This window comes from Yoonia sp. (assembly GCF_042093035.1).
GTDB lineage: Bacteria > Pseudomonadota > Alphaproteobacteria > Rhodobacterales > Rhodobacteraceae > Yoonia.
In genome coordinates this window covers 1-13,044 of sequence record NZ_JBELFI010000002.1, presented here as the reverse complement: position 1 = coordinate 13,044, position 13,044 = coordinate 1, and the positions used below count along the sequence as shown (strand labels likewise).

Below are 13,044 nucleotides of genomic sequence, written 5' to 3'. Positions count from 1 at the left end.
TGATTTTTCGCCAAGGAGTAACCTGATGGCAACCGTAGCAGTAACAGACGCAACTTTTGATGCCGAAGTCCGCCAGTCCGATATCCCGGTCGTGGTCGACTTCTGGGCAGAATGGTGTGGTCCATGCAAACAGATCGGCCCCGCGCTGGAAGAGCTGTCGGCTGAGATGGAAGGCAAGGTCAAAATCGTCAAAGTGAATGTTGACGAAAACCCGAATTCGCCGGCTCAGATGGGCGTGCGCGGTATTCCGGCGCTATTCGTCTTCAAGGGCGGTGAAGTGGTATCCAACAAAGCGGGTGCCGCACCAAAAGCAGCCATTCAGGGTTGGATCGAAGACTCGATCTAAACACATTTCAAGGTTTTGAGATCGGGCGCCCGTTGTGGCGCCCTTTTTCGTTTAGACGGGCCAGCCGTGCCCACGCAGGAACCGCTGTATGTGGCCTGCAAAGTCCGGTTTATGGTCCCGCACTTTTGCAAATGACTGTTCAGCGCCGATCTCATCCACATTCAAACCTATATGATGAAATTATGGTTGCCGCTCTTTGCACGGGCGCGCAGCCTGGGGTGCAGATAGAAGGTGACAGTGTCGCGCGCGCTTCTATCGCGGAACCTATCGCTGGGATCAGGGCGAACCAGCGGTGCGGGGTTGTTTGCCTGCATAAGCGCGGCCATATAGACGGGGACGACAAGGAGCAGACGATGGCAGACACAGATTTCCCCGGTTGGCACGGCACGACAATCATCGGGGTCCGCAAGGGCGGGCAGGTTGTCATCGCGGGTGACGGGCAGGTCAGCCTTGGCCAGACCGTCATCAAGGGCACCGCACGCAAGGTCCGCCGCTTGTCACCGGGCGGGCAGGACGTGATCTGCGGGTTTGCGGGATCAACCGCTGACGCCTTCACCCTGCTTGAACGGCTTGAGAAGAAGCTCGAAGCGACGCCGGGGCAGCTCGCCCGCGCGTCTGTTGAATTAGCAAAAGACTGGCGCACTGACAAATACCTGCAAAAGCTGGAGGCGATGCTGATTGTCAGCGACGGGACAGAGTTGCTGGTTATCACCGGCGCCGGTGATGTGCTGGAGCCTGAACACGACATCGCCGCTATCGGATCGGGCGGCAACTTTGCCCTCGCGGCTGGCCGCGCGATGATGTCCACGGACAAAGACGCCGAAACGATTGCCCGCGATGCGATGGCGATTGCGGCTGATATCTGCGTTTACACCAACGGCAAGCTGACCGTTGAAACGATCATGGGCAGTTGATCCAATGATCGAACAAGAAGACCTTCGCGCTGCCGTCGGCAGCGGATTGATTAGTGAACGGCAAGCCGCCGGACTGATAAACCTCTCGCATAGCCGCAAAGGTGCGCGCGAAAACCTTTCGCCGGGCGACGAGCCGTTTGAGCTTTTCAAAGGCTTCAACGAGGTGTTCATCGTCATTGGCCTGCTCATCCTGGCCTTTGGGTGGTGGAGCGTCGTGACGCTGATCTTGATCGACGAAGCGCCAAACTTGCAGCGATATGCGATGCTGGTTGCAGGCGCGGGCGCAGTCGTGATTTGGCTGTTGTCGGAATACTTCGTCCGTGTGCGGCGCATGATCGGGCCCGCGATGGCGCTGTTGATAATGTTCGCCTCGAATTCGGCATTCGGTTTCATCGCCATCATGTCAGAGCCGTTTATGGTCGCGCAAAACGACTATTCCAGCGTGCCGTTTCCGCTGTTCCTCGCGACGCTGACTATTCTGATCTACTGGTGGCGTTTCCGCGTGCCATTTGCGATGGCGATGATTGCGGTCGGCCTGTTCGTCGTGGCCATTGTCTATGTCGCCAGCCGCGAAGGGCGCGTGGCTGACTTCAGTGAATTCTTCCTGTTGTCCGCCGGGGGCCCTTTCGCCTGGATTACGCTTATCTTGGGCCTTCTGGTCTTTGCCGTCGCAATGGCCTTCGACATGAGCGACCCGCACCGCGTGACTTCGCGATCTGCAAACGGCTTCTGGCTGCATGTGGTTGCTGCACCCGCATTGGTAAACACGATGGCCTTGTCGTTGCTGGACCAAGAGGGCGCAGGCGCGAACCTGATCTTGCTTGGTGTGCTTGCCATGTTCGCCGTTGTCGCGATTGTCATTGACCGCCGGTCGTTCCTGATTGCCGCGATTGGGTACATCGTCGCCCTCGCCGCTGCCGTCTTTGACGGTGACGGGGCGGCTGTGACGGTTCTGGCCCTCGGCGTTGTCCTTCTTCTGCTTGGTGCCTTCTGGGAAAAAATCCGCGCGCGCATCCTGCGATTGATGCCCGGCTTTATCCCGTTGCACCGCCTTCCTCCTTCTCAAGTATAGGGACTGATATGACAGACCTGACCCCCCGCGAAATCGTCTCGCAGCTCGACCGGTTCATTATCGGCCAAAAGGACGCAAAGCGCGCTGTTGCCGTCGCCCTGCGCAACCGTTGGCGGCGCAAGCAATTGGGCGATGACCTGCGCGATGAGGTCTATCCGAAGAACATCCTGATGATCGGACCGACCGGCGTCGGCAAGACGGAAATCTCGCGTCGGTTGGCCAAGCTCGCCCGCGCGCCTTTCCTGAAGGTAGAAGCCACGAAGTTCACCGAAGTTGGCTATGTCGGCCGCGATGTTGAACAGATTATCCGCGATCTGGTGGATACCGCCATCATCGACACCCGCGATGACCTGCGCGAGGACGTCAAAGCGAAGGCCCGCGCTGCTGCCGAAGAACGTGTGATAACCGCAGTTGCAGGTACCGATGCGCGCGAAAGCACCCGCGATCTTTTCCGCCGCAAGCTGAAATCTGGCGAATTGGACGACACGGTGATTGAATTGGAGCTGGCAGATAATTCCAATCCCATGGGCGGTTTTGAAATCCCCGGACAACCCGGTGCTGGCATGGGCGGTATGATGAATATCGGCGAATTGTTCGGCAAAGCCATGGGCGGCCGCACTGTCAAAAAGCAGATGACAGTTGCCGACAGCTATGAGGCTTTGGTTGCAGATGAGGCCGACAAGCTGCTCGATGACGAAAGTGTGACGAAGGCTGCGCTTGAAGCGGTTGAGCAAAATGGCATCGTGTTTCTGGACGAGATCGATAAGGTTTGCGCCCGCGCGGATGCCCGTGGCGCCGATGTGTCACGCGAAGGTGTGCAGCGTGATCTGCTGCCATTGATCGAAGGCACGACTGTTTCAACCAAGCACGGGCCGATCAAGACAGACCATATTCTGTTCATTGCCTCTGGTGCGTTCCACGTGGCGAAACCGTCCGATTTGCTGCCGGAATTGCAGGGCCGTCTGCCGATCCGTGTCGAGTTGCGCGCCCTGACAGAGGAAGATTTCGTGCGCATCCTGACAGAGACCGATAACGCGCTGACACTGCAATACTCCGCCTTGATGAAAACCGAAGAGGTCGTAGTGACCTTCACCGAAGATGGCATCAAAGCGCTGGCCAAGATCGCGGCAGAAGTGAACGAAGCGGTCGAAAACATCGGCGCGCGCAGGCTTTATACGGTGATTGAACGGGTGTTCGAGGACTTGTCTTTCAACGCGCCGGACCGCGCAGGTGATGCGATCGCGGTTAATGCCGATTTCGTTGAAAAACATCTGGGAGAGCTGTCACGCTCAACAGATGTCAGCCGCTACGTTCTGTAAACAGTGCTGCGGGTAAGGACATATCCCGTTATTCTGGTCTTGCTGATCGCTGGCTTGCTAACGGTCGTGTTCGCCTATGCCACACTGAACCTGTTTCAGATGTCGATGGCCAACATTTCCTTCCTGCGCGAATACCGCTGGACCGCAGTGCAAGAAGGCGCGCTTTGGCAGTTGGCAGAAATCTTCGTTTCCGCTGCCATCGCACTGCTGAGCTACATCGGCTTCAAAATCTGCGAGACCGAATTGGTACGCCGCTATCATAATTGGCAGGACCGGTGATTTAACGCTTCCACCTCAGGACACCACGGCCCATCAAAGGCGCATGACTGCGCAAATCGGATACATCAAGTTCATCCGCGAAAACCTGCCCTTCCTCGGAACGGGCGTGTTGCTGTCGTTTCTATCCAGCTTCGGGCAGACGTTCTTTATCTCCATCTTCGGTGGCGAAATCCGCGCGGCTTACGGGCTCAGCAACGGCGACTGGGGTCTGATCTATATGATCGGCACCGGGGCCTCCGCCGTCGTGATGGTTTTCGCCGGAGGGTTGGCAGACCACTTCCGCGTGCGCACTTTGGGCATTGCAGTCGTATTGATGTTGGCATCGGCCTCTCTTTTCATGGCATTCAATCCCGTTGCGGCCCTTTTGCCATTTGTCATCTTCGCGCTGCGGTTTACGGGCCAGGGCATGACGACCCATGTCGCGACAGTCGCGATGTCACGCTGGTTTGTTGCGACGCGCGGCAGGGCGCTGGCTGTCGCCGCCTTTGGTTTCATGATCGGTGAGGCAACGCTACCGCTGACGATGGTTTGGTTAAAGACCTTGGTCGACTGGCGCACGCTTTGGATCTACTTCGCCGGGTTCTGCGTTCTGGCAAGCTTTGTCTTGTATCGGCTATTGCGGCTGGAACGTACCCCACAAGCCATGGCCGAAACAGAACCCGCGACCGGCATGGGTGGCCGGCACTGGACACGGGCGGATGCATTACGCCATCCGCTGTTTTGGGCAATGGTACCCGCGGTCATGTCATTTTCAGGATTTGGAACCGCGTTTTGGTTTCACCAGGTCCATTTCGCCGAAATCAAAGGCTGGACGCATCTGGCGTTGGTTTCGGTTTTTCCGCTGGGCACCCTGGCGCTTTCATTGTCAACGATCGGCTATGGATGGGCCATTGACCGCATTGGCGCGACACGACTTCTGCCGGTCTATCTGATCCCGCTGGTCATCGCCTTTATCCTGAATTGGTATGCGCCAAGTCTGGTCTGGACCGCAATCGCGGTTATCTTGATGGGGATTGCGGGCGGAGGGCAATCGACGCTTCTCAACGCCTGTTGGGCAGAGTTTTATGGCACAAAGCACATTGGTGCGATCAAGTCAGCGGCAGCCGCGCTGATGGTATTGGGTTCTGCGATCGGGCCGGGGCTGAGCGGTTGGTTGATTGACATCGGCATAGGGTTTGAGATCCAGCAACTTGGGTATGCCGCTGTTTTTGCATTCGCTGCGCTGCTCCTCATCATCCCGACGCGCAAAGCGTGGTTATCCTTATCTGCTGCGTCTTAGATAAACGTAATAAGCGCCGTGTCCGCCATGTTTCAGATGCGCTGGCGTGACTTGCAAAATAGCTTGCGAAAGCGGGGGCAAGGCCATCCACTGCGGGACTTGATGGCGCAAAACTCCAAAGCGGGTCGGGATTGGACCGCCATCGTCACGGTCTTTTCCCTTGCCTGTTATGACCAGGACCAGACGCCTGCCAACGGCCTGAGACCCTAAGATAAAAGCGATCAGCTCAGGGTGCGCTTCAGCCAAAGTCATGCCATGCAAATCAAGGCGCGCCTCCGGCTTGAGTTTGCCGCGCTTCATTTTGCCAAACGACTTGGTGTCCATATTCACAGGCGCGGCCGCGAGGCGATCAACAAGCGGGCGCATCACATCATGCGGGCGCGCGGCAGGGGTCTTTTGACCAACCCTGAAGGATGGCAGCGGTTCTGATGGGATGTCAGCAGGCGCTTTTTTTGGCGAAAGCGCGCGGTCAGGTGCCTGCTTTGTTGGGTGCAACGGCGTTGCCCGTTCCGCCACGCGGTCCCATAAGGCGCGTTCTTCGGATGAAAGATGACGTGGTTTGCGCATCACTTCAGCCCCGCCGCCATTCCGCGCGGGATCAGTACGATCATGCGCCCACCGTCGTTGACTTGGCCTGCCAGCTTTCCGGCCCCTTCGCCGCTGCCAAAGAATATATCCGCCCGCTGCGCGCCCTTGATTGCTGATCCGATATCTTGCGCAACCATCAAGCGATGCATTGGCGTGATCCCATTGGTTTCGATCCAAACGGGAGCGCCCAGCGGTGTGATCGCAGGATCAACCGCGATTGAACGGCCTGCGGTCACCGAATGTCCCATCGCACCCAATGGGCCTTGGTCGGCTGGTATCTCAGTAATCTCCTTGAAGAAAACGTAGCTTTTGTTTTCCCATAAAAGCGCGCGTCCGGCGGTTTCATTCTCAGAAATCCAAGCGCGGATCGCTTCGGGTGAAACATCGTCGGGCAGAAACTCTCCACGCGCGATAAGAGTTTTACCAACAGAGGTATAGGGGTGGCCATTCTTGGCGCTGAATCCAACGCGCATCATGTTCCCGTCTGGCAATCGTAAGCGGCCTGACCCCTGAACTTGCAGAAAAAACAGATCAACAGGGTCTGCCATCCACGCAAGCTCCAACCCTTGATCGGCGAGTGTTGCGTCTTGATCGATTTCGCGGCGGGTGTGGTAGGGCTCCTCGGGGTCAAGATCCGCTGGCGTGCCATAGATAGGGTGGCAATAGGTGCTATCCGGCGTCCGACGCGCAGCGAATTCCGGCTCATAATATCCGGTAAAAACCATGTCGGCCCCATCTTCAATCAGAACCGGACAAAAGTCCTGCTCAAAGAACCCGCGTGCAACGGGCGCAATCGCCGCCCTTTCGCGCAGGGCTTGGGGCGCGGTGGTGCCATAAACATCAAGGGCGGCCCGATGATCGTCATCGGCCCACCCCTTCAGGTCTTCAAAAGACAGCTTGGTATATTTCAGATCGGCCATGCGCCAAACACCGGGCGATTACTCGCCCGTGGCAACCAAGCGCCAGTTTGGATCGCTTGAATCCATGACCCGTGCAAACGTCCATGTGTCTTTCTGGCGTTTGATCTCTTTCTCGCTTCCTTCGATGGCCTCACCTTCGGCGTTGCGGACGACCGACGTCAGCTCAGCCTTGAAGCGGACGGACACTTCCCCCTCTTTTGTGTTTTCGTCAAAAGCGGCAGCGGCAAGCGTCATATCGCTGATACCAATAAACTTGGCATCAACAGTCAAACCCTGCCGCTGGCGATCATCAACGACAGAGGCGAAAGCTTCATACACATCTTCGGAAATAAAGGGGACGATGCTGTCGAGTTCGCTGTTTTCAAATGCCATCAGGATCATCTCATAAGCGCCACGGGCGCCGCCAAGGAATTCCGAGACGTTGAAAGTAGGGTCAACCCGCTTCATCGTGGCGAGCGCTTTGGCGGAAACCGACCCTTCCTCAACATGATCTGTGATGTCCAGATCGGGACCACCTTCAATCACATCAAAATCACGCTTTGCCGCGCGACCTTCATTTTCGCGGCGCGTCACCGCAGGTTTTTCAAATCCTTCACGGGTGCCAAGCACACCGCGAAGCCGCAAAATCAAAAAGACAGCGATGCCAGCAAGCACCAATAGCTGAATAATCGGAGAGTTCATTGGGACCTCGTTTCGGAGAAGGCATGGAAACACACCCTTACGTTCCCTATGTAGGGCGGGGGTCGGGCCAAGTCCACCTTAGCCCCGCACATGTTATGAAAGGCTGACACGATGTGGCTCTTGCTGGCGTTTATCGCCGTTCCCATGATCGAAATCGCGCTGTTTATTCAGGTTGGCGGGCTGATTGGCATCTGGTGGACGCTTCTGATCGTTCTTGGGACGGCGATTGCGGGCTCCTATCTGGTGCGAAATCAGGGTTTGCGCGAAATTGCGAACCTGCAACGGTCATTTTCCGAGCTTGATGACCCGACAGAGCCTTTGGCGAATGGTGCGATGATCCTGTTTGCAGGCGCGCTATTGCTGACACCGGGGTTTTTCACGGACGTCATGGGATTATCGTTGCTTGTGCCGGGGGTGCGGCGTGCTGCGTTCATCTGGGCCAAGTCGAAGGTCAAAGTGCAGCGCTTCTCAATGGGGCAGCAAGAACCAGCGCCCGGACAACCACCAAGCGGTGATCGTGTGATCGACGGCGATTTCAAAGACGTCACGCCCGCACAGAAAAAGCAGCCCAGGACACCCTCAGAGTGGACGCGGGATTGAGCCTCGTGAATTTGGCTGATAGGAACGCGCGAACCCTATTTAACCGGAGTTAATTCCAATGGCCGATACGCCAGAAAACGGTGAAGCCGCCGCAACACCGCAAGACGCCCAAGCGGCACCTCAGATCAACAGCCGCGTTTTGGCGCAGTACATTCGCGATATGTCCTTCGAGAATATCCTCGCGCAGAAGGGTGTCACCGGCGACGCGCAGCCTGAAATTCAGGTGCAGGTCAATCTGGACGCGCGCAAGCGCAAGCCGGAAAACCAGTATGAGGTTATCACCAAGCTCAACGTGACCAGCCAGACCAAGGAAAAGTCCGAACCATTGTTCGTGCTTGAGATCGAATATGCAGGTGTTTTCGAAGTCACAGGCGTCCCTGAGGAGCAGATGCACCCATATCTGCTGATCGAATGCCCGCGCATCACATTCCCTTACCTGCGCCGCATCGTCAGTGACGTTACCCGCGACGGTGGTTTCCCGCAGCTGAACCTGGAGCAGATCGACTTCCTTTCGCTTTATCGATCAGAGCTAGCCCGCCGTGCGGAAGCTGAAAAAGCGAACGAAACAGTAAATTAAGCCTGCTTCTTCCAGATTGCGCCGTCGCCCAGCTTTTCAACAAAAGCATCATGGGCGGCGGCCTCTTCTTTTGTGAGACGTGAACCGAGCGCGGTTGGGCGCGCGGTTGGCCGCCATTCTTCGCCAGACCCGTCCAATTTGCGGCTGCGTGTATCCGCGGCCAGTGCAAAATCAGGCTGACGACCGCCGATCAGCTCCAGATAGACCTCTGCGAGAATTTCACTGTCCAACAATGCGCCGTGCAGCGTCCGAGAGCTGTTGTCGATCGCGAAACGGCGGCAAAGCGCATCCAGTGAAGCAGGTGAGCCGGGGAATTTGAGTCGCGCAATAGCAAGCGTATCAATTGCCTGATCCAAGGGGAGCAGTGGGCGATTGAGCCAGCCAAGTTCTGCATTCAGGAATTTCATATCGAAGGCGGCATTGTGGATGACGAGCTTTGCCTCGCCGACGAAATCAATGAAATCCTGCGCAATGTCTTTGAAAAGAGGCTTGTCGCGCAACGTTTCCTGACCTGGCTTGGGTTGCTGTGGTGGTTCAAGAAGATCCGCACCAATCCCATGGACGCCAAAGGCCTCTGCTGGCATGGATCGTTGTGGATTGATGTATTGGTGATAAGTCCGGCCTGTGGGCACATGGCCCATGAGTTCGATCGCACCAATCTCAACGATGCGGTCACCCTCGGTTGGCTCAAAGCCGGTGGTTTCTGTATCCAGAACAATTTCACGCATCATCCGCCCCTACGATTTCGGAGATCAGATTTTGCACCGCTTCGCGCGTGGCGTCCAGCGTCAGTGTTTCGATGACATGATCCGCACGCGCGCGTTTTTCGGCGTCCGGCAGTTGGCGATCCAGAATCTGCGCGAATATCTCTTCCGTCATAACTCCGCGCGCGATGACCCGTTGTTTTTGCACATCAGCAGGGGCCGTCACAACCAGCACGGAATCGAGCCAGTCTTGCGCACCGGTTTCATACAAAAGCGGCATATCGAGAACGACCAATGGACCCTTGTTGTTTTCAAGGAAATTCATGCGGTGTTCTGCAACGAGTGGGTGAACAATCGCCTCAAGCCTCTTTATCAGCGCTGGGTCGGCAGAAAGCATGTCCTTGAGTGCGCTGCGGTCAACAGCACCATTGACGACCGCTTGCGGCAAATGGGCTTCAAACGCTGGCACCGCTTTTCCGCCCTGTGCATAAAGCGCGTGAACCGCCGCATCTGCATCCCAAACCGGGATATTGGCATCACGAAACATCTGGGCTGTCGTCGATTTGCCCATGCCAATTGAACCGGTCAGGCCCAAAAGATGTGTCATGAAAGCACGGCCTTTCTGGTGGCTTCGTCCACTTCGGGGCGCTGGCCGAACCAGCGTTCAAATCCGGGAACGCCCTGATGCAAGAGCATTCCAAGACCATCGACCGTGCGGCAGCCTTGTTGCTCAGCCGCAAGCAGGAACGGGGTCTTGAGGGGGTTATAGACGATATCCGTCACAACCGCATCTTTGCGTAATCCATTGAGCGGGACTTTGAATTCCTGGGCGCCAACCATACCCAGTGACGTGGTGTTGATGACGGTTCGGGCTTCTTCGAGCATTTGGTCGGCCTGCACCCAGTCAATCACCGAAATCCGCGCGCCGAAATCCGCGCGCAAGGCTTCTGCCTTCGCGCGTGTGCGGTTGGAGATAATGATTTCCGGCACGCCAGCATCTGCGAGGGCCACGATAATGGCGCGCGCAGCACCACCTGCACCAAAGATCGCCGCAGGGCCTGATTTGGGATCCCATTCAGGAGCGCCCTGGCGCAGGTTTGCCATGAAACCATAGCCATCCGTGTTATCCGCAAAAATGCGGCCATCATTCTTGAATATCAATGTATTCGCCGCACCGATCAGCGTGGCGCGATCCGTGATATTGTCGGCAAACTGCATCACGCTTGTTTTATGCGGCAGCGTGACATTCGCCCCAATGAACCCTTGTTTGGGCAGGTCGCGCAACGTTTCCTCAAGTTTGTCCTCGGTCACTTTGATCGCCGTATATGTGCCCTCAATGCCATAGCGGTTCAGCCAGTAGCTGTGCAATTTGGGTGAAAGGGAATGGCTGATCGGATTACCGATCACGCCGGCGCGTGGTATTTGGGTCATGTCGGCAATGTTCCGCGAAGCGTGAGGTATGACAAGAGTTCCAGCAGGGGCAAGCCAAGGACGTTGAAATAATCTCCGTCAATGCGTGAAAAAAGGCGCACTCCTTCTTCTTCCAGTTTGTAGGCGCCTAGAGCGTGACGGATGCTGTCCCAATTGCGGTCGACGTAGCCCGTCAGGTATTCATCCGATGCCTCACGCATTTGCAGCCGCACAACACCGACATGCCGCCACTGCGGTTTGCCATCGCCGTAAATCACGGCAGCGGACAAAAGTTGGTGGTTATGACCGCGCAGGGTTTGAAGTTGTCGCAATGCTTCCCGGGGGGATATTGGTTTTGAGAATATGGTTTGGTTCATTGCAAGGACCTGGTCGCACCCAATGACAAGCGCTTCTGGGTGTTTTGCGGCAATCCGCTGAGCTTTCAATTCGGCCAGCGTGTCGGCAATATCGCGTGGCGATGCCTGTTCGGATTGCAAAGAAGCTTTTACGGCCTCCTCATCGACGCGGGGCTTCACGACGGTGAAGTCAAGGCCAGCATTTTCAAGAAGCTGGGCCCGGACTTCTGAGCCTGATGCGAGGATAAGCGGTGCGGTCATGTGGACAACTTTCGGGATAATCGCTGTGTGTTACGGCGCATAGGTATATGGATAAAGAGCGGGTTGCGCTTTACTGAGGACAACTGCCGCAGCTTGGGCAAAAAGACCACACGTTATGCTTTGTGAATAGGGATAACTTTCACCTGTGGAGGACTCAGTCATCTGGTTGCAAATCAAGAGTGTCAATACCTGTGCAGTAAATATGATGTCAATCTAACATATTGATAGAAATAGCATTTATGTCTTTCAACCGCTGGTCTTCTTACATTGGCGCATTTCTTTGCGATTGGATAAGATTGGGTATAAAACAACAACCCACAGAAAACAGGGACACAAACTACAACAACATCTTTTCTTTCTTCTTATATTTATTCAGTAAGACAGGGCGAAGAAGAGAGTGGAACAATGACCGGCTTGCTAGATAGTTTGTATCCATGGATTAAGGCCATTCATATCATGGCTGTGATCGCCTGGATGGCGGGTTTGTTCTATTTGCCGCGTTTGTTTGTTTATCATGCAGAGCGGGCGACGGTGGGATCCGAGTTGGATCAAACTTTTCAAATCATGGAAGAGAGATTGCTTCGTGTCATTATGAACCCGGCGATGATTGTCGCCTGGATCGCTGGTTTGCTGATGATCGGTCTGGGTGCCTTTGATTGGGGCGCTGGTTGGTCTTGGGTGAAACTGTTGTCGGTTTTTGTGATGACGGGGGCACATGGATGGATGAGCGCCCGCCGCAAGGAATTTGTTGCGGGAGCCAACATGCGGTCAGGGCGGACCTATCGGGTGTTTAACGAGGTGCCGACTGTGCTGATGGTGTTCATCGTGGTTGCCGTTGTTGTCAGGCCGTTCTAAGCGATCAATTGACTCTTGAACCGGGGTTGATTAGGTCTCAGGACGCATCCCGTCCGGGACTGTGGTTTTCCATTTCTAAAAGAAAAGATGCCTGCACCATGTGGGCCAGAGGTATATTGATGTCACAACACCGTCTGAACCTGGCTGATCTGAAAGCACAGAGCCCGAAGGACCTATTGTCGCTGGCCGAAGAGCTGGAGATCGAGAATGCCTCCACCATGCGGAAAGGCGATATGATGTTCGCCATTCTCAAAGAGCGGGCAGATGAAGAATGGGTCATCGGTGGTGATGGCGTGTTGGAAGTCTTGCAGGATGGTTTCGGTTTCTTGCGGTCGCCTGAGGCGAATTACCTGCCGGGTCCTGATGATATCTATGTGTCGCCTGACATGATCCGCCAGCATTCGCTGCGCACCGGTGACACTGTTGACGGTGTCATGAAGGAGCCGAATGACAGTGAGCGCTATTTTGCGCTGACATCTGTTGAGACAATTAATTTCGAAGAACCAGAGAAGGCCAAGCACAAAGTCGCTTTTGATAACCTGACACCGCTTTATCCTGATGAGCGGCTGAATATGGAAATCGCGGATCCGACGGTTAAGGATCGGTCTGCCCGGATTATTGATCTGGTCTCTCCGATTGGTAAGGGACAGCGGTCTTTGATCGTGGCACCACCGCGGACGGGTAAAACTGTTCTGCTGCAAAATATCGCGAACTCGATCGAGAAGAACCACCCGGAATGCTATCTGATTGTTTTGCTGATTGACGAACGCCCTGAAGAAGTGACGGACATGCAGCGCTCTGTTCGGGGGGAAGTTGTGTCGTCGACGTTTGATGAGCCTGCGTCACGCCACGTTGCGGTGTCGGAAATGGTGATTGAGAAAGC

The 13,044-nt window shown here is 55.7% G+C and carries 17 protein-coding genes; 10 read left to right on the top strand and 7 right to left on the bottom strand.

Annotated features, from left to right (window positions below; genetic code table 11):
• Positions 1-25: 25 nt before the first annotated feature.
• From trxA to ACFDSS_RS00575, 6 genes are all read left to right on the top strand, one after another.
• Positions 26-346, top strand: coding sequence for a thioredoxin (gene trxA, locus ACFDSS_RS00600; RefSeq protein WP_375253808.1), 321 nt, complete (start codon positions 26-28; stop codon positions 344-346).
• Between the two features lie 353 nt (positions 347-699).
• The gene (gene hslV, locus ACFDSS_RS00595; protein WP_375253807.1) at positions 700-1,260 is read left to right on the top strand and encodes an ATP-dependent protease subunit HslV; all 561 of its coding nucleotides are present in this window, start codon (positions 700-702) and stop codon (positions 1,258-1,260) included.
• Between the two features lie 4 nt (positions 1,261-1,264).
• Entirely contained in the window at positions 1,265-2,332 is a 1,068-nt protein-coding gene (locus ACFDSS_RS00590; RefSeq protein ID WP_375253806.1) for a hypothetical protein, read from the top strand.
• An 8-nt stretch (positions 2,333-2,340) separates the two neighbouring features.
• Positions 2,341-3,651: an ATP-dependent protease ATPase subunit HslU gene (hslU, locus tag ACFDSS_RS00585; RefSeq protein WP_375253805.1), complete on the top strand. Its 1,311-nt coding sequence runs from the start codon at positions 2,341-2,343 to the stop codon at positions 3,649-3,651.
• A gap of 3 nt (positions 3,652-3,654) precedes the next feature.
• On the top strand, positions 3,655-3,930 hold the full coding sequence (locus tag ACFDSS_RS00580) for a hypothetical protein (RefSeq protein ID WP_375253804.1): 276 nt from the start codon (positions 3,655-3,657) through the stop codon (positions 3,928-3,930).
• Between the two features lie 43 nt (positions 3,931-3,973).
• Positions 3,974-5,209, top strand: coding sequence for an MFS transporter (locus ACFDSS_RS00575; protein WP_375253803.1), 1,236 nt, complete (start codon positions 3,974-3,976; stop codon positions 5,207-5,209).
• On the opposite strand, the gene ACFDSS_RS00570 is transcribed toward ACFDSS_RS00575, so the two are convergent.
• From ACFDSS_RS00570 to ACFDSS_RS00560, 3 genes are read right to left on the bottom strand one after another with little or no spacing between them, the layout of a single operon-like run.
• Positions 5,192-5,776 carry a Smr/MutS family protein gene (locus tag ACFDSS_RS00570; RefSeq protein ID WP_375253802.1) on the bottom strand — a complete coding sequence of 195 codons (585 nt, stop codon included), beginning with the start codon at positions 5,774-5,776 and terminating at the stop codon, positions 5,192-5,194. The two genes, ACFDSS_RS00575 and ACFDSS_RS00570, sit on opposite strands and share 18 nt — an antisense overlap.
• Positions 5,776-6,717 carry a murein transglycosylase A gene (locus ACFDSS_RS00565; RefSeq protein WP_375253801.1) on the bottom strand — a complete coding sequence of 314 codons (942 nt, stop codon included), beginning with the start codon at positions 6,715-6,717 and terminating at the stop codon, positions 5,776-5,778. Before ACFDSS_RS00565 ends, ACFDSS_RS00570 begins: the two co-directional genes overlap by 1 nt.
• Before the next feature lie 18 nt (positions 6,718-6,735).
• The gene (locus ACFDSS_RS00560; protein ID WP_375253800.1) at positions 6,736-7,398 is read right to left on the bottom strand and encodes a Tim44/TimA family putative adaptor protein; all 663 of its coding nucleotides are present in this window, start codon (positions 7,396-7,398) and stop codon (positions 6,736-6,738) included.
• 111 nt (positions 7,399-7,509) lie between these two features.
• On the opposite strand from ACFDSS_RS00560, the gene ACFDSS_RS00555 reads away from it, so the two are divergent.
• Together ACFDSS_RS00555 and secB are read left to right on the top strand one after the other, a co-directional pair.
• Positions 7,510-7,998 carry an FxsA family protein gene (locus ACFDSS_RS00555; protein ID WP_375253799.1) on the top strand — a complete coding sequence of 163 codons (489 nt, stop codon included), beginning with the start codon at positions 7,510-7,512 and terminating at the stop codon, positions 7,996-7,998.
• A gap of 58 nt (positions 7,999-8,056) precedes the next feature.
• Positions 8,057-8,575, top strand: a complete 519-nt coding sequence (gene secB / locus ACFDSS_RS00550) for a protein-export chaperone SecB (RefSeq protein WP_375253798.1) — start codon at positions 8,057-8,059, stop codon at positions 8,573-8,575.
• Here the strand turns inward: secB and dnaQ are convergent.
• The 4 genes from dnaQ to ACFDSS_RS00530 are packed head-to-tail and all read right to left on the bottom strand — an operon-like array spanning position 8,572 to position 11,306.
• Positions 8,572-9,303: a DNA polymerase III subunit epsilon gene (dnaQ, locus tag ACFDSS_RS00545; protein ID WP_375253797.1), complete on the bottom strand. Its 732-nt coding sequence runs from the start codon at positions 9,301-9,303 to the stop codon at positions 8,572-8,574. The two genes, secB and dnaQ, sit on opposite strands and share 4 nt — an antisense overlap.
• On the bottom strand, positions 9,296-9,886 hold the full coding sequence (gene coaE / locus ACFDSS_RS00540; protein WP_375253796.1) for a dephospho-CoA kinase: 591 nt from the start codon (positions 9,884-9,886) through the stop codon (positions 9,296-9,298). The genes dnaQ and coaE overlap by 8 nt, the downstream gene beginning before the upstream one ends.
• Positions 9,883-10,710: a shikimate dehydrogenase gene (locus ACFDSS_RS00535; protein ID WP_375253795.1), complete on the bottom strand. Its 828-nt coding sequence runs from the start codon at positions 10,708-10,710 to the stop codon at positions 9,883-9,885. Before ACFDSS_RS00535 ends, coaE begins: the two co-directional genes overlap by 4 nt.
• Positions 10,707-11,306 (bottom strand): Maf family protein, encoded by a 600-nt coding sequence (locus tag ACFDSS_RS00530; protein ID WP_375253794.1) that lies wholly within the window; start codon positions 11,304-11,306, stop codon positions 10,707-10,709. The genes ACFDSS_RS00535 and ACFDSS_RS00530 overlap by 4 nt, the downstream gene beginning before the upstream one ends.
• A 405-nt stretch (positions 11,307-11,711) precedes the next feature.
• Between ACFDSS_RS00530 and hemJ the strand changes: the two genes are divergently transcribed.
• Together hemJ and rho are read left to right on the top strand one after the other, a co-directional pair.
• Complete coding sequence (gene hemJ / locus ACFDSS_RS00525) at positions 11,712-12,161, top strand: protoporphyrinogen oxidase HemJ (RefSeq protein WP_375253793.1); 450 nt, start codon at positions 11,712-11,714, stop codon at positions 12,159-12,161.
• A 119-nt stretch (positions 12,162-12,280) separates the two neighbouring features.
• The coding region (rho, locus tag ACFDSS_RS00520) for a transcription termination factor Rho (RefSeq protein ID WP_375253792.1) at positions 12,281-13,044 on the top strand (764 nt) is incomplete at its 3' end.